This window comes from Vibrio sp. ABG19 (genome assembly GCF_029962385.1).
GTDB classification, from domain to species: Bacteria; Pseudomonadota; Gammaproteobacteria; order Enterobacterales; family Vibrionaceae; genus Vibrio; species Vibrio ostreae.
Genome location: NZ_CP071708.1, coordinates 2019446 through 2042757, shown reverse-complemented (window position 1 = coordinate 2042757; position 23312 = coordinate 2019446). Strand labels below are relative to the sequence as shown.

General features: G+C 44.6%; 21 protein-coding genes. 4 read left to right on the top strand and 17 right to left on the bottom strand.

Annotation, left to right across the window (positions count from 1 at the left end):
- Positions 1–35: 35 nt before the first annotated feature.
- The 5 genes from J0X00_RS15655 to J0X00_RS15635 all read right to left on the bottom strand — a co-directional run bounded on the left by J0X00_RS15655 (position 36) and on the right by J0X00_RS15635 (position 5832).
- The gene (locus J0X00_RS15655; protein WP_136483510.1) at positions 36–950 is read right to left on the bottom strand and encodes a LysR family transcriptional regulator; all 915 of its coding nucleotides are present in this window, start codon (positions 948–950) and stop codon (positions 36–38) included.
- A 50-nt stretch (positions 951–1000) separates the two neighbouring features.
- On the bottom strand, positions 1001–2197 hold the full coding sequence (locus J0X00_RS15650) for a M20 aminoacylase family protein (RefSeq protein ID WP_282477173.1): 1197 nt from the start codon (positions 2195–2197) through the stop codon (positions 1001–1003).
- Positions 2198–2347: 150 nt separating this feature from the next.
- The gene (locus tag J0X00_RS15645) at positions 2348–3661 is read right to left on the bottom strand and encodes an MFS transporter (RefSeq protein WP_218562237.1); all 1314 of its coding nucleotides are present in this window, start codon (positions 3659–3661) and stop codon (positions 2348–2350) included.
- A 362-nt stretch (positions 3662–4023) separates the two neighbouring features.
- A complete protein-coding gene (locus tag J0X00_RS15640; RefSeq protein WP_282477172.1) occupies positions 4024–4968 on the bottom strand; it encodes a bile acid:sodium symporter family protein in 945 nt (314 codons plus the stop codon).
- Positions 4969–5235: 267 nt separating this feature from the next.
- Positions 5236–5832: a GPR1/FUN34/YaaH family transporter gene (locus tag J0X00_RS15635; RefSeq protein ID WP_136483506.1), complete on the bottom strand. Its 597-nt coding sequence runs from the start codon at positions 5830–5832 to the stop codon at positions 5236–5238.
- Positions 5833–6308: 476 nt separating this feature from the next.
- Here J0X00_RS15635 and J0X00_RS15630 point away from each other — a divergent pair, with 476 nt between their 5' ends.
- Positions 6309–6665, top strand: a complete 357-nt coding sequence (locus J0X00_RS15630) for a GtrA family protein (RefSeq protein ID WP_282477171.1) — start codon at positions 6309–6311, stop codon at positions 6663–6665.
- 102 nt (positions 6666–6767) lie between these two features.
- On the opposite strand, the gene J0X00_RS15625 is transcribed toward J0X00_RS15630, so the two are convergent.
- Entirely contained in the window at positions 6768–7493 is a 726-nt protein-coding gene (locus J0X00_RS15625) for an outer membrane protein OmpK (RefSeq protein WP_282477170.1), read from the bottom strand.
- Positions 7494–8625: 1132 nt separating this feature from the next.
- Here J0X00_RS15625 and J0X00_RS15620 point away from each other — a divergent pair.
- Positions 8626–10332 carry a sulfatase gene (locus tag J0X00_RS15620; RefSeq protein WP_282477169.1) on the top strand — a complete coding sequence of 569 codons (1707 nt, stop codon included), beginning with the start codon at positions 8626–8628 and terminating at the stop codon, positions 10330–10332.
- 287 nt (positions 10333–10619) lie between these two features.
- Here J0X00_RS15620 and J0X00_RS15615 read toward each other — a convergent pair whose 3' ends face one another.
- The 4 genes from J0X00_RS15615 to J0X00_RS15600 form a co-directional block, all read right to left on the bottom strand.
- Entirely contained in the window at positions 10620–11102 is a 483-nt protein-coding gene (locus tag J0X00_RS15615) for a plastocyanin/azurin family copper-binding protein (RefSeq protein ID WP_282477168.1), read from the bottom strand.
- Positions 11099–12205: an ABC transporter substrate-binding protein gene (locus J0X00_RS15610; RefSeq protein ID WP_218562242.1), complete on the bottom strand. Its 1107-nt coding sequence runs from the start codon at positions 12203–12205 to the stop codon at positions 11099–11101. The genes J0X00_RS15615 and J0X00_RS15610 overlap by 4 nt, the downstream gene beginning before the upstream one ends.
- Before the next feature lie 809 nt (positions 12206–13014).
- Entirely contained in the window at positions 13015–13200 is a 186-nt protein-coding gene (locus tag J0X00_RS15605; RefSeq protein ID WP_282478337.1) for a hypothetical protein, read from the bottom strand.
- 79 nt (positions 13201–13279) lie between these two features.
- Positions 13280–14725: an MFS transporter gene (locus J0X00_RS15600; protein ID WP_282477167.1), complete on the bottom strand. Its 1446-nt coding sequence runs from the start codon at positions 14723–14725 to the stop codon at positions 13280–13282.
- A gap of 106 nt (positions 14726–14831) precedes the next feature.
- On the opposite strand from J0X00_RS15600, the gene J0X00_RS15595 reads away from it, so the two are divergent.
- Positions 14832–15623: a helix-turn-helix transcriptional regulator gene (locus tag J0X00_RS15595; protein ID WP_282477166.1), complete on the top strand. Its 792-nt coding sequence runs from the start codon at positions 14832–14834 to the stop codon at positions 15621–15623.
- Positions 15624–16794: 1171 nt separating this feature from the next.
- Here the strand turns inward: J0X00_RS15595 and J0X00_RS15590 are convergent.
- From J0X00_RS15590 to J0X00_RS15565, 6 genes are all read right to left on the bottom strand, one after another.
- Positions 16795–17733, bottom strand: a complete 939-nt coding sequence (locus tag J0X00_RS15590) for a nucleoside recognition domain-containing protein (protein WP_282477165.1) — start codon at positions 17731–17733, stop codon at positions 16795–16797.
- A gap of 56 nt (positions 17734–17789) precedes the next feature.
- Positions 17790–18272, bottom strand: a complete 483-nt coding sequence (locus tag J0X00_RS15585) for a RidA family protein (protein ID WP_282477164.1) — start codon at positions 18270–18272, stop codon at positions 17790–17792.
- A 17-nt stretch (positions 18273–18289) separates the two neighbouring features.
- On the bottom strand, positions 18290–19120 hold the full coding sequence (locus J0X00_RS15580) for a PhzF family phenazine biosynthesis protein (RefSeq protein WP_065302312.1): 831 nt from the start codon (positions 19118–19120) through the stop codon (positions 18290–18292).
- A 46-nt stretch (positions 19121–19166) separates the two neighbouring features.
- A complete protein-coding gene (locus J0X00_RS15575; RefSeq protein WP_282477163.1) occupies positions 19167–19514 on the bottom strand; it encodes a RidA family protein in 348 nt (115 codons plus the stop codon).
- Positions 19515–19639: 125 nt separating this feature from the next.
- A complete protein-coding gene (locus tag J0X00_RS15570) occupies positions 19640–20554 on the bottom strand; it encodes a LysR family transcriptional regulator (protein WP_282477162.1) in 915 nt (304 codons plus the stop codon).
- Positions 20555–20715: 161 nt separating this feature from the next.
- Complete coding sequence (locus J0X00_RS15565) at positions 20716–21108, bottom strand: helix-turn-helix domain-containing protein (protein WP_136483499.1); 393 nt, start codon at positions 21106–21108, stop codon at positions 20716–20718.
- 114 nt (positions 21109–21222) lie between these two features.
- Here J0X00_RS15565 and namA point away from each other — a divergent pair, with 114 nt between their 5' ends.
- Positions 21223–22308, top strand: a complete 1086-nt coding sequence (gene namA, locus J0X00_RS15560; RefSeq protein WP_136483498.1) for an NADPH dehydrogenase NamA — start codon at positions 21223–21225, stop codon at positions 22306–22308.
- Positions 22309–22692: 384 nt separating this feature from the next.
- On the opposite strand, the gene J0X00_RS15555 is transcribed toward namA, so the two are convergent.
- Positions 22693–22962: a hypothetical protein gene (locus tag J0X00_RS15555; RefSeq protein WP_282477161.1), complete on the bottom strand. Its 270-nt coding sequence runs from the start codon at positions 22960–22962 to the stop codon at positions 22693–22695.
- Positions 22963–23312 lie beyond the last annotated feature (350 nt).

The following is a 23312-nucleotide window of genomic DNA, read 5'->3' as shown; positions in this document are numbered from 1 at the left end:
AGCAATGCTGGCCCTTTCTTATTGGATCGAGACCGCTATGAGTGATTAAAGTCAGGATAAATATCGCGCATGTCCTGCAAGATGGTATCAAACAGCGTCATCGCACTCTGAGTCATAATTTCCCGCTTCGGACGCACCATAGAAATCACACTGTCAGGAATGTTGTCCAGCAGCGGCACCACCGCAAATTCGTTCTTGATATAATCCAGATCGAGCGATTCGACCGAAAACAGCGCGGCAAAATCAGCAGTCTGGATCAAAGCACGGGCCAGTGTCATTGATGTGCACTCACGAATGCGTGACGGGATAGGTAAACCGTTGACCGAAAAAAGTTGATGGTGATAAGTATTCGGGTCATCCGGCGCATCCAGTGTCAGCCATTCGCTCTGGTGCAATGTGCGCAGCGAGCGGGTATTGCACAGCGGATGCGACTTGCGCGTCACGACCACATTCGGAATACGGCAGATAGCCTGCCATTCCAAAGCGCTGTCTATCACCGGAATCTGCGAGGTAATGGCAAAATCAACCCCACCCTGGCGCAATTGATTAAGCAACGGCGCCGGACGCAGTTCAATAATACGCAGCGTTACTTCCGGATAACGCTGCATAAATGCGTTCAGGCTGGTGGTCAGCGATTTGATCAAAGACGCCACCGGCGTTACGCCGATGGTAATACTGCAATTGGATACCCCGCGCATGGTATCGATGTCCTGTTTGGCACGCCGTGCAGTCTCGTTCATCATGCGGGCATAGCCGAGCAGACGCTCACCATAAGGCGTGAGTGTCAGACCGCCGGAAGTACGTTCAAACAGCGCCACCCCGTATTGTTGCTCCAGCTCTTTAATCGCTTTGCTCAGAGCAGGCTGAGTCAGGTGTAACTGCTCGGCGGCCGTTTTCAGGCTGCCGGCATTACTGACCGCCAGAAAGGCTTTAATCTGATGTAATTTCATCTCGTCCTGTTACCTAATGGCGCCCTGTTCTCAGCCATAGTAAGCCGGTATTAATCTGCACGCAGATAATCACCGACCAACCGGACCCAACAGGCCGCACCTATCGTTACTAACTTATCATTAAAATCATAGCCCGGATTATGCACCGAGCAGCCATGCCACTCGCCTAATCCGTTCGCCAGGGTAAAATAACAACCCGGACGCTGCTGCAGCATCCAGGCAAAATCTTCGCTGCCCGGAATGACCGGCGCGTCATCGCCGGCCACATTGTCATCACCCAGCACGGCTTGCACCGCCGCACGCGCTGCCAGCGTTTCCGCAGCCGAGTTATGCACAGACGGAACCTGGCGCAAATACTCCACTTCGCCGCTAATCCCAAATGCCTGACACTGACCGGCAACAATTTCGCGAATGCGTTTTTCAATCAGATCCTGATTAGCAACACTAAAGTTGCGCACAGATAGCGTCATCATCGCATCATTTGGGATCACATTTGGTGTTGTACCTGCCAAAACCTGACCAATACTGATAATACTTTGATCCGCGGGATTGATATTGCGCGACACAATACTTTGCAGCCCGAGAATGATATGGCCGATGGCAATCGTGACATCGTTGGAGAGATGCGGCAGAGCTGCATGACCGCCTTTACCGGTCAGACGTATGGTCACTTTATCGGACGACGCCATAAACACCCCACTGCGTACATCGGCCTGGCCGACTGCCTTACCCGGCATATTATGCAACGCAAAGATGGCATCACACGGAAATCGCTCAAACAGACCATCTGCGATCATGGCTTTGGCGCCCGATAATCCCTCTTCATCCGGCTGAAAAATCAGATTGAGCGTGCCATCGAACGACCGGTGACGCGCCAAATGATATGCCGCCGCAAGCAAGATGGCAGTGTGGCCATCATGACCGCAGGCATGCATGCGCCCGTCAATGGTACTGGCGTAAGGCAATCCGGTTTGTTCATGAATCGGCAATGCATCCATATCAGCACGAAGGCCGATCGTGCGCGCTGAAGAACCATTTTTCAGCACTCCGACCACACCGTGGCCACCGATCCCGGCATGGGTCTCATAACCCCACTCGCGCAGCAGGCCAGCCACCAGCTCGGCAGTTGCCGGAACTTCGGCACCGAGTTCAGGGTGAGCGTGAATGGTATGGCGGGTCTGGATAAATTGTTCGCAACTGGCGACAAAGTCGGCGTCATTCAACAGAGAGAATTCAGGTACTGTCATCGTCATTTCCTTATGTTGGATTCAGGTTACATCAGCACGGGTTAAGTGCAGCGTTTTACTTATGCGAGCATGTTAACTGCGGCGCTTTATGACTACAGTTCTTTATGACTACAGTTCGTTATGACTACGGTTCTTTATGACTAAGGCTCTTTAAGACTTAACAGCTTTAGCCGGAAAACGGCCCATCGCGATGCAGCTGACCACGATGGCGAACATCAGATAAAAAGCCGGTGCCATCTTGTTACCACTCCACTCAATCAGACTAGCGACCAAAAGCGGAGTAAAACCACCGAAGACGGTTACACCAAAGCCGTAAATCATTGAAATCCCACTGGCCCGGTACTGCTGCGAAAACGCTTCCATGATCAGTACCAGCAGTGACGCATTCGATAACGCAAACAGGGCAATCAACACACCAATGACCAGCAGCGCTTTGACCACAGAAGCATCGCCACCCAGTAACGTGAAGGCCGGATAAATAAACAGGAAGGAACCGAACATGCCGAGCAGCGGCAGTGTTTTTCGGCTCGCCAGACGATCAGCCCATTTGCCGAACACCGGCATCAGCACCATCAACATCAGCCCCGCCATGACAGCGACGGCAAAGGCCGTGGTCGAGGAATAACCCAGCTCTTTGATGAGGTAAGTCGGCATGTAAAACACCTCAATATACATGCAGGCCGTGCCACCCCAAATCATCAGCATACCGGTTAGTATGGTACCACCCTGCTTGCTGAGTACGGTCTTGAACGGAGTGTCCTGCGCTTTTGGGTCAGCCTGATGGGATTCATTGAGATGACGACGGATGTACCAGCCAACCGGACCAATCAACAAGCCCAGTACAAACGGAATACGCCAGCCCCAGCTATGTACCTCTTCAGCTGACAACAGCCCGTTGACGGCAAAACCGACCAGAGCCCCGACCAGGGCAGCCGCGCCCTGACTGGCGATCTGCCAGCTCACCATATAACAGCGCCGCTGATAGTTATCCGATTCCATCAAGGCCGCAGAGGCAGTACCAATCTCTCCCCCCGCCGACAACCCCTGCAGCAGACGCCCTACCACCAGAATAATCGTGGCAGCAATCCCTATGCTTTCATAGGTCGGCGTCAGCGCGATCATCCCGGTTCCGACGGTCATCAGGGTAATAGTCAGGGTCAGCGCCGCTTTACGGCCATACTTGTCGGCATAGTTACCGATCATAACCGCGCCCAACGGTCGCATGACAAAACCGACCCCGAATGTCGCGAGCGAGAGCAGTAAACCTGCGGCAGCGCCACCGACATTGAAAAATAACTCACCGATAATGACGGCAAAAAAGCTGTATACGGTAAAGTCGTACATTTCCAGTCCGTTGCCGAGCGAAATGGCGAAAATGGCTTTACGTGAATCTGCTGTCTTGGCTTGCTGAACTTGGCCTGATGCTACTTCAGCATCAAGTGAACTCGATAGTGTGCTGCTCATGGTGTCCCTTCCCTGTCATTCGTCGCGATTCATTCGCTATCAATGCTATTGATAATAACCATTGCCCAACTTTCCATCACAAACCAAAAGCTAAGCAAATAACTAAAAAGTTAATTCTGCGGGCAGCAAAGCAAACCATAATCGCGCAAAGCGCACTACTTACGGGCATTGGATCTCATTTTTTACCAATACATGCTCAACCTGAGTCATATCACCGTATAAACCCTGTAACCATCGACCATTATCATCTATATGTACGTGCACGAACAATTGACTAAAAGTTTGGCCGATAAAAAAAAGGAAACAAAAAAGAAGACCGAAGCCTTCTTATTGTCATGATTGAATATGAGATCCGCGGCGGGCTAACGGCTACTTTCAGCGTCAGGCTGAGCACTCATCTGAGACGTTCGCTTGCTCCAGTATCCTGCCAGTAAAGAGCCGGAAAGATTGTGCCAGATGGAGAAAATCGTTCCGGCCACGGCTGAAGCCGGGGTAAAGAATTTCATCGCCAGAGCCGTCGCCAGACCCGAGTTCTGCAAACCGACTTCAAAGGCGACCGTACGACAAATACTCTCATTAAAGCCTAGCCCCCGGCACACCCAGTAACCCGCGGTAATACCCAAACTGTTGTGCATGATCACTGCCAGCGCCACGATAGGACCAATTGTCTGTAACTGGCCAGCATTCAGTGCCACAACGATAGCGATGATCATCACAATCGCCACCATAGAAATCAAAGGCAGGACAGGTTCCAGTTTTTCGGTAACAGAGTGGAGGAAAACGTTGATCAGCAGGCCAATCGCCACGGGCAACAGCACGATTTTAATCAGGCTGAGTAACATGCTCATCGCAGGCACATCCACACTGTGTCCCGCCAGCAGCTCGACCAGCAACGGGGTAAGTACTACGCCGAGCAGCGTCGAGATAGACGTCATGGTGATCGACAGCGCCACATCGCCTTTGGCCAGATAGCACATCACGTTGGATGAGGTACCGCCGGCCACACTGCCCACCAGCACCATACCTATAGTCAGAACCGGATCGAAACCGAGCAGCAGACTGATCAGCAGCGCCGCCAACGGCATCACGCTAAACTGCAGAATCAGCCCGACGCCAATCGCCTTTTTATTGCTGACAACATTAAGGAAATCTTTCGGTTTCAGAGTCAGGCCCATGGCCAGCATAATAATGGTCAGTAAAGGGACAATCTGGCTTTTCAGGTCGACAAATAATACGGGAGAGAAATACGCCCATAGAGAGAACAGCACGGCCCAAAGCGGGAAGAGCTGAGTAATAATCCGTAGCATGGTGATACATTCCTGTTGTAGTTTTTAAATAGAATTGTTGTGTTTATAAAACACTCATCAAACTATCATTTAACCATCAACAAACAACCGCAAATTTAGTAGGGGCAAATCATTTTCGGCCGGGATGAGACCAATGAGTCAGTGGAATGAAACGGGTTAATAAGTCGGATTAGACTATTGATCAGCAGATTTAAACCAAGCTATCAAACCGCAGGCATAAAAAAAGCTGGCACCAGGCCAGCTTGTTGTCCGCACTCGTGTCAGCGCTTATGCAGTGATTTCTTGCGCAGCAGGCGCTGACGCTTTTTTCTTCTCGCCGATTGGCAGTACCACACGACCGTATTCGTTGTTCAGTACTTGTGCCATTGCGAAGTACACTGCGCTCGCGCCACAGAAGATACCTTCGAAACCTGCAATCATGCCGATGAATTCATTACCGGTGAAGTCACGAATCGCCAGCAGAGCAAACAGGATAGTCAGAGAACCGAATACCACTTGCTTCGCTACCGGGTAGCACAGTGAACCGATGAACATAAAACCAGTGAAGATGCCCCACAGTGCCAGGTACCAGCCCATGAAAGAAGCCGGGCTTGCAGGCAGACCCATTTTTGGCATCACGATAAGACCAACCAGAGTCAGCCAGAACAGACCGTAAGAGGTAAACGCCGTCGTACCGAATGTATCACCACGTTTAAAGCACATGATGCCAACAATCACTTGGCTCAGACCGCCGTAAAAAATACCCATAGCCAGAATCATTGAATCCAGCGGGAAGAAACCTGCGTTATGAATATTAAGCAGAATAGTCGTCATGCCGAATCCCATCAGGCCAAGCGGTGCTGGGTTAGCTAATTTAGTAGACATCAAAGTTACCTTCAAAAATGTGAATAAAAATTGCGCGCGAATTTTAAATGCCACAAGAATAAAAGATAGATTTTATTTATGCAAACTTAGATTTCATATATATAGTTATTGAGCAACTTAAAACCAAAAGCTACAACATCAGAAAAAATAATTAAAAGTTGTTATAAAACAGAACGTTAAATTACAATCGAGTTGGAACAATTACTCAGTGCCGTACTCATAACTCGTTTCTGTATTTTCACTTACCGTCGCCTGCCCTATATACGGAGCAGCGTTCTATATTATCCATAAAGATAACAGCAATGGATTGCTTATTGGCACTAACATAAATGAAGACAATTGATGATGTACTCACACAGGGTCAGAACAGTGGCGGAGGATCACTTTCTGATCTCAATGACATTGCACTGCAGCGCTGCAACACAAATACTGACAGAACAACTCACAACCTCGGTGACGATAGCCAAAAATGCAGTATGCTTAAACTCTTTGCCAAATACAGCGCGATCGGCATAGTGAATACCGTCATTCACTGGGGGATCTTTGTTCTGTGTGTCTACGGGTGGAACAGTAGCCAGGCAGTTGCCAACCTAACCGGCTTTATACTGACCGCCAGTTTCAGCTTTTTTGCCAACGCCCGTTTTACCTTTCAATCTCAGGCGACCGGGGGCCGCTATCTCCTGTTTCTCGGATTTATGGGCCTGCTATCTCTGGCCAACGGATGGCTGGCCGATCAACTGGTACTGCCACCAGTGCTGACCCTGGTGACCACTTCCCTGCTCAGCCTGCTGCTTGGGTTTATCTACACCAAGCAAGTTATATTTCGCCGCTGATCGGGTTGTTGTGTCACGCTGGTTACTGTCTGTTCCTAGAGCCTCAAAGCAACAAGCCCATGACAACATGGGCTTGGTCACAATCAGAATCAACCGCCAGGCTCAGAAGTGCCACTTAACCAATAACGAAGCGTTGCGCTCATTGGCATTATCGATACCAAATTTATTATTCCAGAACGAATACTCGATACCGAGATACAAAGGTGATTCCAGGCCGAGATGTTTACCGGCATTCCATTTGATTTGTGAGGTCCAATTCATCTCTGCCTTGTTAGTGTACGAGGCGGACGACCAGTCAAGAAAACCATCCCACAGGAACTCTTCTTGCGCAATCGTCACCGGCAGGCCCCAGGTCCAGGTCAGCTGCTCATCGTCATCATTATTATCGTTATCGGCTTTATAAAGGTTGATATTGAAATATTTGAAGCCGGGAACATCGAGTGAAAAGCCTACACCATATAGCAGGTTGTCAAACCCTTCCCCAGACTCCCAGGTACTCGCCAGCAGCACATCCTTAACCGGACCAAATGACAGCTCACTGCCGGACAGATTACTCAGACTCAGGCGCGGTGAAAACTCCATGTAGTTTTCAGTGGTGCCGTCATCCCATTTGAGCCGATCCATGAAGAAGAAAGTATCGCCCCAGTTATGACCACTGGCATGTTCAAAGGTAAATACCTGGCGATCTTTATCGCCCACTTCATAGTGACTGCCGTTCAGATAAGTCAGGCTGAAATCCTGCCATTTCATTTCAGCCCAAGCCGTTGAAGTAGTCATGGCACTGCACAGGCCAATCAACAAAGTTGTCTCTGCGTGTCTGGTTTTCATCAATTCGTCTTCCTTTACGTAGGTTTTTTCAATTATCCCCACCGTGCCCTGCCGCAAGCAGAATGCATCGGTGGCATACAGATAGCAAAAATCTGACCATCTGGTTAAAAAAAGAAAAACTAAATAAAAAAACCAACATCATCAATAAGATAAAGAAAAACCACAAACTTCAAAAATAATTCATACGAAAAGTGATTGCATAACTCATGTGCACAATACGCATACCATGCTCTTAAATTGTGCAGAGAACATAATTTCATCGTACATTCCTTTTGCTCCTCAACGACAACAGTGAGCCAGAAACCATGATTTCGTCGCTGTGAGAGCGGATAATTCTTACAAGACCGTCCGAACAGCAAGCGTAATATGGGATTCACAGATTGCTTTTTGAGAAGAGATTAGATCTAAATCACAAATGAGAGTTGTGCTAGTTGTTCACGACATTTAAGCAAGCTATTTTAGAAGCGTTATAACGAATCATCGTTTATCAGACTCAAATAAAAAACATGAGTTTAAAACGGATTGTTATCGCGAAAGCGAGCAAAACCTGACAGGATTAACTTCTAACGTATTGAGTATGAAGTTAATCCTGTCAGGTTTTTTTATACATAAAATTTGCTTTTTTCGATTATGAAACGGGATTGTTACCAGTAGTAGGGTATAACCGGCGGTATTGCTGTTAGAGTTTGTATTTATCTTTCCCATTTTTATGTCGACGAATCATACGGATTCTCAGCTCATTTTAGTATATTTTTTACTCGGAGTTAAAAAAATCTGAGCCCATGAAAATACAAAGTAGAGTTCACTACATTGACGGTAGTGAATATCGAAAAAATTAAGCGTCTCAATGATGACCGTAACTTTGTAAAAAATATTCAGACCGACATAAATACCGGCTGCATTATAAATACCGATGTGTAAAAGAAAACCGAATAGCCATTATTTCCGCGATCGGAACTTGGTTAATTTGTCACACTCTATGAAAATTATTCACAAGACTTTTAAAAAATTAAGGCCAAATTTAAAGATCATTTTTATGACTAAAAATACTGCCGATAACGAGGTTCAAACATAGCCTAAATCGGCAAGCTCTTTGATGTTTCTGTTTACTTTATAAAGGTGAAAATATCTCATGAAGAATATCTTAGTTCCATCATTGATCACGCTAGCCGTTAGTGGCCAGCTATACGCAAATGAATACACACCGCAAATAAATAGTGAACGTCCAAATATAGTTATTATAATTGCCGAAGATATGAGCTCTCGAATAGGGGCTTTCGGTGACGAGATTGCGACAACCCCGAATCTGGATGCTTTGGCGAAAGAGTCAGTTCGGTTTAATCAGGTTTATACGATGGCAGGGGTAAGTGCCCCTTCTCGCGCTGGTCTTATTACCGGTGCACCTCAACATAAAACAGGACTTCAACACATGCGAACCTCAAAAATGAAGTACGCCGGTGTGCCGCCATCATATGTGAAAGCCTACCCTGAGTTACTGCGCAAGAATGGTTATTTTACATACAACGATATAAAGACAGATTATCAGTTTGTAAACGGTGCTTTTGATACTGGACCATTTACTATTTGGGATGCGAATGGAAGCGCGAAGAATTTTAACGATTTCCTAGTACCCTCTGCATGGCGGCAGCATGATCTTCAAAATAAACCATTCTATATTAATTTGAACCCAATGATCACTCACGAATCGGGTTTATTTACTCCTGAGCGTACTCCCGAAAAGTTCCGTGCTATGCAGCAGTTGGTAGAGAAAATTCGCGCTCAATACACGTATAAAACTCCAGATTCTAGCAAGATTGAATTGCCGAAATACCTTGTTGACTCGCAACAAACTCGAGATGAAATAGCTCGATTTTATGAAAACATTCAGATAATGGATACTCAGATCGGGAATGTTATCAGCGATTTGAAAGAAGATGGATTATGGGATAATACGATTTTTATATTCACAACCGATCATGGCGACTGTTTACCGAGGAGCAAACGCGAGGGGTTTGTTTCAGGAACGCATGTGCCAATGATTATGCATGTACCTGATAAATACAAGCCTGATTGGATGCCAGAGAATGGCGAAGAAGTTGACCGTTTGGTTTCTTTCGAAGATTTAGCACCGACTGTTCTTGGTTATGCGGGGGTAGAATCACTGCCTTACATGAATGGTATCGATTTATCTGACGATAATCCTAAAGAGCGAGAATACGCGTTTTCAGATCGTGCTCGTATGGATTTGGCAGATCTACGCTCTTATTTTGTTAAAGACAATGACTTCCAATATGTACGTAATTTTTCTCATAACCCAAATGGTGCGACGGTCGAATTTCGCGATTATTTAAGCTCTGTTGATGACCTAAACCAAGGGCATAAAAATGGTACTTTGACAGCAGATCAAGAAATCTGGTTTACCGCGAAACCTGACGAAGAGCTTTATGACTTGAACGCAGACCCTGAGCAATTAAACAACCTAGCGTCTGATCCTAAATATAAAGAAACACTGGACCGTTTTCGTAATGTAATGGATGAATGGCGAAATATTGGCTCTGACACCAACTTGATCGATGAAAAAACACTCATTGCTGATTTATCTAGCCCTGATGGAACCCAAAAAACCACGTTGCCTCCCGTTGCTGAGCTTGACAAAGTCACAGGAAAAATATTCTTAACCCCTCGTACCGGAGGTGCTTCTATTGGATATAGTTATGACAATAAAACATGGCATGTTTACAACAGAAGTTTCCTACCAAATCAAAGTGAAAAGAAACTTTATATCAAAGCCGTACGCTATGGCTGGAAAGAGAGTGAAGCAGTGGAGTTCCTACTTTAGATAATCGACATGAGCGTGGATAAATATCCGTTGCCGTTTGTTCACGCTCATTTCAATCTTCTTTTCCTCTCTTCTTACATTACCGATGAATCATACCCATCAAAATACCACGGTCAAACCGTGCTTGGCGTTGCCAGACATTGCCAAAATATGACTAAGTCAAAAACAAAAAACCGATATTACGAGGTATATTGATAGTGAAATAAACAATGAAGGCAACAGGCGAGGTTTACCTCGCCTGTTATTTACGGGCGTTAACTTGGACTTGAGTGTTATTATATTCTTTATTATTTACGGATGTTTTCCAGAAGATAATCAACTCTCTGTGGCTTTAAATGTGACTTGGCTTTTAAGCTAGGGAGCTTCTTTTCTACTTTGTCTAGGTTTGTTGCTCGACCTACTTGGATCATTCCCACCATCCCCATCATTAGGTGAGGGGGACAGTAGTAGATATGAATACCTTCGGTTGCTAACTTTACAGTCGTTCTTTTATCCATTTGTGTTTGCCAACGCTTTGTACTTGCTGGTGTAATAAACGATTGTGCGTAATGACCGGAATGTTCAGGTATAAAAACCACGGTATCTCCAGCCTCAGCTTGAATCACTGCAGGTTCAAATACCATTGATTCATTGCCCGCGTAATTCAACATTTTTATGGTCCATTCTTTTGCCTGAGCTTGTGAAGTGAGCATAAACAAGATAACGAACACTAGCTTAGTAGAATGGCGAAAAATGTGTTTGCTGTTGTTCCGCAACTCTAACTCTGTCATAGAGATGTTCCATCTAAATCAATCGTGAAAGTCCCATGAGGGTTAACAGGCAGATACTTCTCATAGAAATTAAGATAGTTTTTCTCAGGTTGTAGATCTTCAAATAGCCCTGGGTACAGGGATTTTGCCAAATACTGAATCATGGTGTAGTCGATGATACTTCGAGAAGCTCCTTGATAAACTCCGTGAATCCTACCATTTTTCACAGCAGGTAAAGAGCTCCATCCCGGACGCAGGGAAAAGCCCGCCAAGCGAAGTTGAGCTTGCTCATGGGAGATGCCTTCCCCCATTGTCATCGCATCTTTTTGTTTTACGTTTTCCGTACCTGCGATGAATATAACCTCTGGTTTAGATGCTATTACTTGCTCTGGATTAATCGGCCCCCACCACTCAACAAATGGTGCAGCAATATTTTCTGCTCCGGCCAAATCAAGCATTGCTCCCCACATATTTTTACCATAAGTGAAGCTATACTCTGATGGCCCTTTGTTACCAAACTCAACGTAAACACGTGGTTTAGGTCGGCCAGATTTTTTAATCCGGGATTGAATATCTTCTATCGCTGATTGATACTCGTCTGCAATCTGCTTGGATCGTGCGATTTGATTGGTAAGCTCGCCAATAACTAAAGTGCTTTTAATATGACGCTCTAAAGTTTGAGCATTGTAATCCAAAACGACCACTGGAATTCCCGCGTCTTCTAAGCGGTCTATATCAAAGCCAAGACCTTTATATTGCCAGTCTGCCAGTACAACAACATCCGGTTTTAAACTGATAACTTTTTCTATTGAGAATGTTTGTGCCTCTACCTCACCGACATCGACAATATTGTCTAAGTCTGGGCGTACTTCGACGTATTGCTTCCAACTCGCTGGTCGCCATACCTGCCAAGTATCTTTAGAAATACCTACGATATTGTCCAACGCTTTATCTGTACCGACTGCTATGTAATCTTCAGCGTAAAAGCCAAGCACAACACGTTTTGCTGGTACATTGATGTTGATTTCGCGGCCCAGTACATCTTCAATAGTTCTTATTTCAGCCTGAACTGACCATGAGATCAGACTAGTAACCACAGCAGCAATTAGTAATTTAAACTTCATACGTAAATCTCTATGTTATTAGTTTATTTAAATGTTAGATGGAGAACCATTTTTCATGCTTATAGTACACATTAATAGTGATAATGCTAATTATTTTCATTTGCGTACAAAAGGCAAGCCATTCGGCTTTAAGTTGGGTAATCGCTACTCTGAACTAGCCGCATTGAGGCGAACCTAAACTGGTTTTACCAGTGGTGTATCAGTACGATCCAATGTGACACGTCTTTGCCCCGAAATCATTTCGCATTTAATTCCTGACCACTTTCTTAAGTCAGTTATTGACCGACTTTTCTTGATGACAGATTGTGAACCTAGTTGAACATTTGCAGCTATACAGACATGTTCTGCAATTTATGAGTGAAAGGAAGAATAAGACCTATATAACGGTATGTTGCTGCGATGCCATACAAACGATCAAGGAATCAATATACTTTTCCTAATCTGACAGAACCCTTTTAGACCATAAGGTTTAGCAAGGCTTGGTCCAGAATTACCACAGAAGATCAGTCTTCAACTCTGTGATGATGATGATCGGTTTGATGTATATGAAATGATGGCCGGGGCACCATCATCGGCCCGTGTGTTTCTTAACTACTTACATTTGCCAAACGGCCAGCATCACAATGAACATCACTGCGAAGAAACCAAATACCTCTGCAAAGTTTTGAGGAAAGCAAAAATCCATAAAAAATGCCAGTCAGTAAAACTGAGTGGCATTTCATTTATTTACAAAAGGCTTTATTAGCTATTTATGGCTAGCCCTACTCCCACTCTAATATAAACAAGCACAAAATACATCGAAATAACAGCTAGTTAGAAGGGATACCTTTCTCAATACCATCATCTATACCATGCACTGATTTTTCTTGATTTTTTGCAGTTCGTCGGCGTTTTAGTTCTGCTTTGTCCCAAACTGAAGATTCGGCCATATCACAACGAAGCTCTTGTTTCTCTTCAATAGTAAGCATTCGTGGGGCCGATGTAATTCTATCCATCTTGCGCCTCTAATTTATGCCGCACATTTTACATAGCACACTTATTCTTCCTCTTCGCCGGTTACGGCCTCAGACGACATCAGTGCTTCGCCGGTACCAACTTCATCAGCAGAAAACACACAATAACCGCTGCAGCAAAGTTATATAGCATTCCTGTCACAAACGCAGAGGAATACTGATTCGCCAACTCTACAGATGCGCTAGTCTCGGATAATGCGCTAGTAAATAAAATACCGATAATCGCTACTCCCAATGCAGCCCCAAGTTGCTGAACAGTAGATATAACTCCAGAAGCCATACCTGCCTGATTTGTTTGAACAAACCCCAAGACCAAATTCAATAATGGTGTCATTATTGCACCTTGCGCAAATCCAACAATAAACAAAACTGGAATTAGGTGAGTTGGTATTAAATCAGACCCAGCCTCATGCACTTGTAAAATCAAAGCACCTATCGATACAGCATAAATTAATGCGCCGACACCGATTACTCGTTCACCGCACCTGACAATGAGCTTAGGGATAACTAGAGAAGCGACAACAAAACCGATACTACATGGTGCAAAGATACTACCAGCAATAAATGGATCCACTCCAAACCCTGTTTGTACCATTAATGCAAAACTCAAGAAAAATGAGCTAGATGTGGAATAGACAAATAGCACCAGCAGCGTTCCTAATGCAAAGTGTCTTTGGAACAAAAGCGACATATCGACTAAGGGGAGCTTACCTAACTTCCGATGACGCTCCTGTTGACGATAGAACAGCAGCAGTGTCAATGCTGCCCCGAGCAATGAATACACAGTCCAATCAGGCCATCCTTTGTCCGGCCCTTCAAGCAATGGAATTAATAATAGTGATAAGCCTATACTAACCAATATTACCCCGCCCCAATCTAAATTTGGCCTTTGTGCCGCCCTCGATTCCGGAATAAACCGAGAACCAATAACGGCGATGATTCCAATCGGAATATTCATCAGAAAGAGACTACGCCAACCTAAACCAAAGAAATTTCCATGGACAATCCACCCACCTAATACCTGAGCAGCAATAGCGGCCACCCCAAGCGTCATCCCCAGTAAACCAAATGCACGACGGCTATCATCCCCAGTAAAGTTGACTCGAATGGAGGCATATACTTGCGGGAACAACAGCGCCGCTGCAAGTCCTTGTAATACTCTCGCCCCAATAAGGAGGCTCGCACTAGGTGCAATCGCACAAAAAGCGGAAGCTAAGGTAAAGGCCGTCATGCCTGATATAAACAAACGACGTCGTCCGAACATATCGCCTAGCCGACCTCCGGTAATGAGAAGTACGCCAAACGCTAATTCGTAACCAGCGAGAATAAGGCCTATCTGTGAAAAACTCGCATCCAACCCAGCTTGCATACTAGGAATAGCGATATTAACAACAAATAAATCAAAAATAGTGACAAAGCCAGCCAATAACAATACATATAAACCACGCCATGGCGCAGATTGAGAATGAACATTATCACTGGTTACAGGTGCAGAATCTGTACTCATGTTGTGTCTCCAAAGTCATAAAAAACTTATTCTACAACCCCAATAGACAGTTACAATTTAACACTTTATGCTATTACTTACAGTAATAGTCTCAGAGATCACCAACATGCGGACGATGAAACGAACGCGCGAAGAACTTGCCACTTTTTTGCGCACCCGCCGAGAGCGTCTATCCCCTCACGAAGTTGGATTACCCAGCGGCGGGAGAAGGCGAACGCCAGGTTTACGTAGAGAAGAAGTTGCGGCTCTCTCCGGTGTCGGACTAACTTGGTATACCTGGTTAGAACAAGGACGTGATATAGGCGTATCAACGGCCTTTCTAGATAACCTCTCCAGGGTTCTAAAGCTCGATGCCTCTGAACGTCGACATCTGTTTTTATTAGCGCATGAACGTCCACCAACAGATCCAGGAAAAACTTGGTGTGTCGTCCCACCTTTGATTCATCGATTAATGGATGACATCCCACAGCATCCAGCCTACGTTTTAAATCTACGCTGGGATGTGTTGGCTTATAACGAGAGAGCCAATCACCTGTTTAACTTCGAACAGCACCCTCCAGAAAGACGTAATCTGTTATGGATACTTTTTACCGACCCCGCGCTGCGAAAGGTGTTTAGCTACTGGGATAATGAAGCACCTCAGATATTATCCAGTTTTCGTCGTGACTATGCTCAAGCCAGTCAGGAAACCGATATCAGGGAGTTGGTGGATGAATTGAAGAAAGTCTCACCCGATTTCAATAAGTGGTGGAAACAACATGATGTACATGCGCCATGTAATGGAACCAGAGCTCTGCAAATCAACGACAAAACCGTGACGTTCGAACACTCATCTCTGATTATTGATGCAGACCGCCATTTACGCTTAGTGATTTATGCCCAAAGTGAACATGACTAATTAAAAGCAAGGGTAAGTTATCCTAAGGATATTGCATCAACCTATAAAAAATGCCATTCAGTATTACTGACTGGCATTCCATTTCTATTCTAATGGCCTAATTAGCTATTATAGCCCGCCCTACTCCCACTCGAATATCAACGGTCACAAAATACATCGAAATAACAGCTAGTTAGAAATATCAGCTTTCTCGATACCATCATCTATACCATGCGCAGATTTTTTTTGATTTTTTGCGTCTCGTCGGCGTTTTAGTTCTGCTTGGGCCCAAGCTGAGGATTCTTGCATATCACGACGAAGCTCTTGTATCTCTTCAACACTAAGCCGTCGCGGACCTGATGTAACTCTATCCACCTTGTATCTCCAACTTGTCACTGTATATTTTAGATAGCTCATCAAAACATGAGTTATCAGCAAGGTACCTTAAGCATATTTTTTAGATTATTTTTCATACACATATTAAAAATCATCAGAATTGAACAAAAATTGCGTAATGAGAAATATCCTTATTAAAGAAAAGGAATAAATTATGGCTTTGAAACCAGGGAAAACCAATAGCCAAGTCGACCGGCAAGCCAGATCAGCGTCGACATGACAACAAAAAAACGCCAGGCGACACTCCAATCCTAAAGCCTAGCAAATCCTCGACCAAGTAACGCTACCTAAAGATCGAGTTAGAATAAGCTGAACTGACTATTGTAGCTAAAACACAAAACACAAAACACAAAACACAAAACACAAAACACAAAACACAAAACACAAAACACAAAACACACTTTTGCCCCAATCCAAGTTTACGCAATAAAACCGTGAAGAATTTAAGCTGAGAATTATCTGACTTTTCCTAATGGTTGTAATATCTATTGAAGCGTAATAATAATGGGTCCAATTCAACGAGAGCACCATTTCAGGTACTGGTATTCCCGTATGAAATTGAAATACCAGAACACGTTTTGCTGATTGCTTGCTGAACAGGCAATGGTGAATGGTAGGCAATTTCTGGCAGTGGAGAAGATCAAGAGTCGTTGTACAATGCCAAAAACAGAAAATTATTGTAGGCGATGAGTAAGAAGTGACCTGATTCACCTCAAAGATAAAGACTTTATTACTCTTTCACAGTTGCTGAGTTGTTAACCGGTAATCGATGCAACGAAACGTTATAAGAGTTCTTTTATATGTTGAAGATTAAAAAGTGAAGCAACGCTCTCACCAAGATTCCTAATAATATTCCTGGTATTGCATATTTAAATAGTCGTACAAAACGATAGCTTAGACCCAAGAATATACCTACACCCGGCAAGTCGAATGTATTAACCAGAAATCCGGCGGAGGTATTTATCTGCGTAGCGGACATATTGCCTTGTTGAATCAAATCGGTCGCAACACCTAAATAAGCAGTCCCTCCACCTAGGTATTTTGCCAGAGTGGGCATAACAAACATGGAAGATATATTGACGGCGTTCAACAGAGGCAATAATGTTTGCTCTAGAGCTGTAACGGCTCCAGCGGCTTTGAGAATGCCGACAATAGTAATTGACAAAGTCAGCATTGGAATAGCACCTACAGCTAATCGAATTGCGTCAAGGCCGGCATCATTAATCACCTTTATTAAACCACTATGGGACGAACTGTCATTTGATTCTTGGTCTGAAGAATGGCTGTCTTTATCTGATAAATTTCGCCCTGAGAAATACCAAGTCAATGAAGATGCACATAATCCACCGATGATAGAAATGGCAATTGCCGCCGTCCAATTGAGGCCTAAAGGGATCATTGGATAGAGAATATTGCCTTGCGCCATTGCTAATAGCATCGCCAAGGTTGCTGCCAAGTGTCGGTCTGATACACCTCGACTTTGCATAATAGACAATGTAGCAAGTGGAGCCGCGAAACTGATAAAGTTCATCTGAAGTAAGGCGAAGGTGCTCATTCCGGTTAAGCCAAACGGCTTAAAAATTGGAGTCAGCTTCTTAACAATGATATCCATTATCCCCTTTGTTTCCAGTACTTTCATGATACACAGCATGACTATCATGACAGGGAGAAGCGTATAGAGCGCGATATCAACAGAGAACCGACCTGAAGACAGAATAATTTCAATGAATGACATGCTGATTCCTGAAAGATATTTTTAGCGTTAGAAGTAGGGGGTTATTAAAGTTGTGTTTATTTGATGGCGAAAATGGCATCTACCTGGAGAATCATGTTGAAAGGCAGTGAATTCGCACCCATAACAGAGCGAGTGTGACAGCCCTTTTCGCCTAAAACTTCGACCAGTAAATCAGAGCAACCGTTCACAACTTTGGCATGATCAACGAAGCTATCGCTGGCATTGACCATACCAAATAATTTAACGACCGAATCAATACGTGATAAATCACCTAATACATCTTTAGCAACGGCCAGTATTTGTAACCCCACATTGCGCCCAGCCAAATAACCTTCCTGAACGGTAAGATCGTTACCCAAAGTTCCTGCTATAAATTGCCCATCTTCGCTTCTTGGTCCTTGCCCAGATAAATAAAGCATGTTTCCAACTAAACGTGCAGGTTGATATTGACCTGCCGGTTTAGGAGCTGAGGGTAAAATAATATTAAGTGATTCAAGTGTTTTCTCTGGTGATATTTGCATACCAATCTTCTCAATCATTAGTGAATGTTATTTGTTCAGCTAAGTAATCGTGCGCTGCCTGACACTTTGATCCCAGAGCCAATTTGAGGTGAGATCTCAGCGGTTAAGCGTGAAGGCATACCCATATCTTCCCCTTGATAAATCACGATAGATCCCTGATGAGGCCAAGTGATATCTCTGAGATATCCAGAAAGTGCTGCTGCCGCCGCTCCAGTTGCAGGGTCTTCAAATACTCCTCCAACAGGAAACGGATTTCGCGAGTGGAATACTTGATTCTGCTCAGCGTAAATCAGGTTGAATGTCACCAGCTTTTCTCGAAGAGATAAATGACGACCATCTTCTTGGTTATACTGCATCGCTTGCAATGTTTGTCTGTCTTTTAAGGCAAGGATCAAGTGATCTCCACCGCCATGAGCTATCGCTGGTGGAATTCGTAGATCAAGATCTGCCTCACTGAGGCCAAATAAAGCGAGGGCTTCAGAGAGTAATTCCTTACCAATTGGGCGGCTATGAGTAGGTGGAGAGATAAATGAAGCCCCCCAGTCCTGCTCAGAGAAGTAGCCTTCGACACTGATTTGCGCGTGATTGAGTGTTAATTGAAAGGTTCCAGGCCCAAAATCTCGCGCAAGAGCGGAGCCGAGCGCAATGGTTGCATGACCGCAAAAGTCTACTTCAACTTCTGGTGAAAAATACCGAACTCGCCAACCTGCATCGTTAGGAGCTGCAAATACAGTTTCCGAATAACCAATCTCTGCGGCCAATGTTTGCATCGTTTTGGTGTCAGGCATCAATTCACATAGAACAACGCCGGCGGGATTTCCCCCTTCTGAACCGTTTGAGAATGCAGCAATACGCTGAATATTCATAATATTTTTCTCCGAAATTAGGGAATTACAAAGATATGCCAATATCTCAACGGGTAAGTGGTTCAAAGGAAGCCACTAAGTCTATTTCAACCAAAGCATCTTCAAGAGCCAGTTGTGAGATAACGGTAGAACGAGTTGGCAAATGGTCGCCAAATGCGCGGGCAAATGCGGCATCAAATTTCTGAAAATTATTTCGCTCGGTAATCCATACACCGGCTTTTACGACGTTTTCTGGCCCCAAATTATATTCAGCTAGGACCTTAAACTGATGAGCAAGAATTAAAGCTGTCTGCTCTTCAATATCCCCTTGGATTTTGCCGTTGCTATCAAACGCAAGTTGACCAGATAAGAACAGTAATGAGCCTGATTTTATTGCTGGGGAAAGATGTGGCATATTGAGATCTCCTTTGATTATCTTCTGGAGACGATTGTGTCAACATGCACTTTGGGAGGCAATATCTTAAATTTGCACAATACTCATGCATTATTTGCATGAATTATACTTAAAGATAGCACTAACTATTTCCATGGTACTGGCTGAAATAGTTGTGAAATCCATTCACCAAATGCATCTGTGCGAGCTGATACATAGTGACGCGACGCTCGAACCAGATAAATTCCTCCATCACTATCAAAATGCCATTGCGGCATTAGTTGCACTAAGGTCCCTGTATGTATGTCTTGAGCAACAAGCCACTCTCCGGCGCCAAGCACTCCAATACCAGCCCGTGCCGCTTCTAGCATGGCGATACTATCGTTAGTGACTAATGTTCCGTTGGTACGAACCATAGCTAGTTGCTGTCTATCGGAAAGGCGCCATATTGGATAGGAGTGAAGACTTGGGTTACCGATACAGTTGTGCTCAAGTAGTTGGTCTGGCTCTAGAGGCGTTCCATGCTGTTGCAAATAATTAGGTGACGCAACAAGAATTCGTTTATGGCTGGCCAGCTTACGTGCAACGAGACGACTGTCGGTTAGATGCCCAATTCGAATAGCAGCATCAAACCCACCTTCAATAAGATCGACATAATCATCGCTATAGTTAATATCCAGTTCTAGCTTTGGATATTTCGCCATAAATTCAGGAATTTTCGGTGCTAACCACAAACGGCCCATCGTGGCAGGAAAAGCCAGTTTTAGTCTTCCACTCAGATTATTCGCGTTTTCAGTCGCTTCTTCTTGCGCTTCTTCTATAAGGTCAGTCGCTATCCTATATTTATCAGCGAGACGTTTACCTGTATCCGTTAGTTGAACCTGACGTGTCGTGCGTTCAACCAAACGAACACCAAGGCGGGTCTCCAATGAAGCGATACGTTTAGAAATAATGGTAGGATGTCGTCCAATTGCTTTTCCGGCTGCGGCAAAAGTTCCGTTAGCAGCAACGGCTAGCAGTGCCGCAACTTCATCAATATGTTGGCTGTTTATTTTCATCATAAATAGGGGCCTGCAGTCTGGTAAACACCTGCGGAATTGTACGGAATCTGCTAGTGTTTTAATAATATACTAGGTAACGTCCTGATTTTTTCCTGTTTAGGTTAGCGATTCAGGAATTAAATATATCGAATAATTCTGGAACAGTATTATTCCATTGAATTTTAAGGCAACAACGTTTTTTTTAGTTCGTCAAGATCCTCTTCAATTGCTGTTTTCAACCCTCGTTTTTCTAGCCATTGCCTACCCCATATACTTAAATCCAAAACAAGCTTATTTAGTTCCCTCCCCTCTTCACTGAGTGAATACTCAACCTTCGGCGGAACGACAGCATAAACCTTGCGCAGAACTAGTCCATCTTCTTCCAGCTCGCGTAGCTGCTTCGTAAGTAATCGTTGATTAATACTAGGCATAAAACGTTGTAGTTCACTAAAGCGGAGGGTTCCATCTTTGAAGAGATGATAAAGGATAACTCCTTTCCATTTTCCTCCCATGATATGAAGGGCCGCCTCCATGGAGCACCCTGGGGCTGAATCGTAGTTGCGTAATTTCTTCATGTTCACCTCTAAGTTACCTTTAGGTAAGTATATGTATTTTTTTACTGTATTTAATAATTTTGTTTATATGTTAGTTTGATTAGCCTTAATAGCAAGTCACTTTCTGGAGTAATAATGTCAACCTTACTTTTTGAACCAATTACCATCAATGGTATTGAGTTTCGCAACCGTATTGCGATGTCTCCCATGTGCATGCACTCGGCGTCAGATAACGGGCATATTAATGATTTTCATGTAGTCCATTATGGTGCTCGAGCCCTTGGAGGAGCAGGCCTCATCATGCTGGAGACAGCCTCCGTATTACCTAATGGACCCATTGGACCTGGTGACATAGGCATATGGGATGATAGTCATATTGAAGGTCTATCACGGGTGACTAGCGCAATTCATCGTTTCGGTTCCAAAGCGGGTGCACAAATTGGTCATGCTGGGCGTCAACTGGGTATTGACTTACCTTCAATTGCACCTTCTGCGATTCCTTTTACTTCTGATTCTCGAGTGCCACAAGCTATGACTGTCGATCAAATTAAAGAGGTCGTTGAAGCATTTCGCCAAGGTGCTCGCCGCGCTCGTGAAGCCAGTTTCGATGTAATTGAAATTCACTGTGCACACGGATATTTATTGAATCAGTTTTTGTCACCATTGGCGAATAAACGTACGGATGAGTATGGTGGGAACCAGGAAAACCGCTATCGCATTGTGCGTGAAGTTATTGATGCAGTGCGGAGAGAGTGGGACGGCCCACTATTCCTTCGTATCTCTTCTACAGATTATGCTGAAGGCGGTAATCGGCCTGAGGATTTCCTCGTTTACGGTAAGTGGATGAAGGAGCAAGGTATTGATCTTATCGATTGTTCAACTGGCGGTATTGCTATGGTTGACGTAAACACTTATCCGAACTATCAGGTTCCTGCGGCTGAACTTCTTCGTCGAGAGTTGGACATTAAAACAGGTGCTGTTGGGCTTATCGAAACTGGTCGTCAGGCGGAAGAAATTTTACAAAATGGTCGTGCAGATTTTGTTTTTGTTGGCCGAGATATGCTCAAAGACCCTTTCTGGGCTCGTAGCGCAGCTGATGATCTAAAAGTGGCTATTTCAGTGCCACCACAATACACTCGTTACGGCTCTGGCTGGCAGCGGTCACAACCAAGATTACCTGCCGCCCCATTAGATATAACAGTAGAGTGCACGAACACCTGATATTCAGGGTTCGATACATTGCGGTGTCTTACCATCAATGAAATACAGTGAACTGTAATGTTATCCCCCTGATAGGGCATATCAAGGGGATAACCTCGTTGAAAAAACAGATTGATAAATCAGTTGCAATGAACCTTATCTTAATGCCTGCTAAATCGGAAACAATAGATTCAAATGTCGTAAAACCACAATCAAATCATAAGAATCTAAACCACTCTTTAAACAATTCAATACCAGCAGTGATTCATCAATTTCTAAACTGGTAAACCACTTGGCAAAACGTTGTCCAGATATAAATTGCATTTTCTATGGCACATAGCATAGGGGTCAGAGGTACATGAAAATAAGAGCCGGTGCACCATCACCGGCCCATGTGCTTTCTAACTACTGGCGTCGACCAAACGGCCAGCGTCTCTTTTTGTCGATTTGATCGACCGATCTCGTCATGTCCTTGTAAGCACGTCCGGCCAACCTGTTTTGAAATACCTCCATTTTGTCGGCAATGGCTTTCATCTTCGGGCCGTGCCCGGTGTTGTGCAGCCACTGGCCCAAAAAGTAGAAAGCCAGCATCACAATGAACATCACGGCAAAGAAACCAAATACCTCCGCAAGGTTTTGAGGATGAAGTGAGAAACCATAAAAAATGCCATGCATCGTAAAAACGCTCAAGATGTCGGATTAGTCTCTTCAGAGGGCCAACTCACCCGCTTTACCATCACAAACATCCAGCTCAACTGGGAGGCCTCGGGCGACTTTTGCAAAGCATCTTTCGCCAAGAGTTGCATGTTGAGACGCCCCCCAGACACGCCAAACACCATTTCTGTGTTCATGACAGCAGCAGTCACAGCATTTCCACCGGTGATACTTTTGGCATTTCCTACAAGGTGTTTGACTCGCCTGTGGGCGAAAACCTGTTGTTTGTCACCACACCGCACCGGTACACTTAGACCCGCTCGCCATTCGTGCCAGCATCGAACAGCTGGCCGCACTTGAACCCAGGTTTA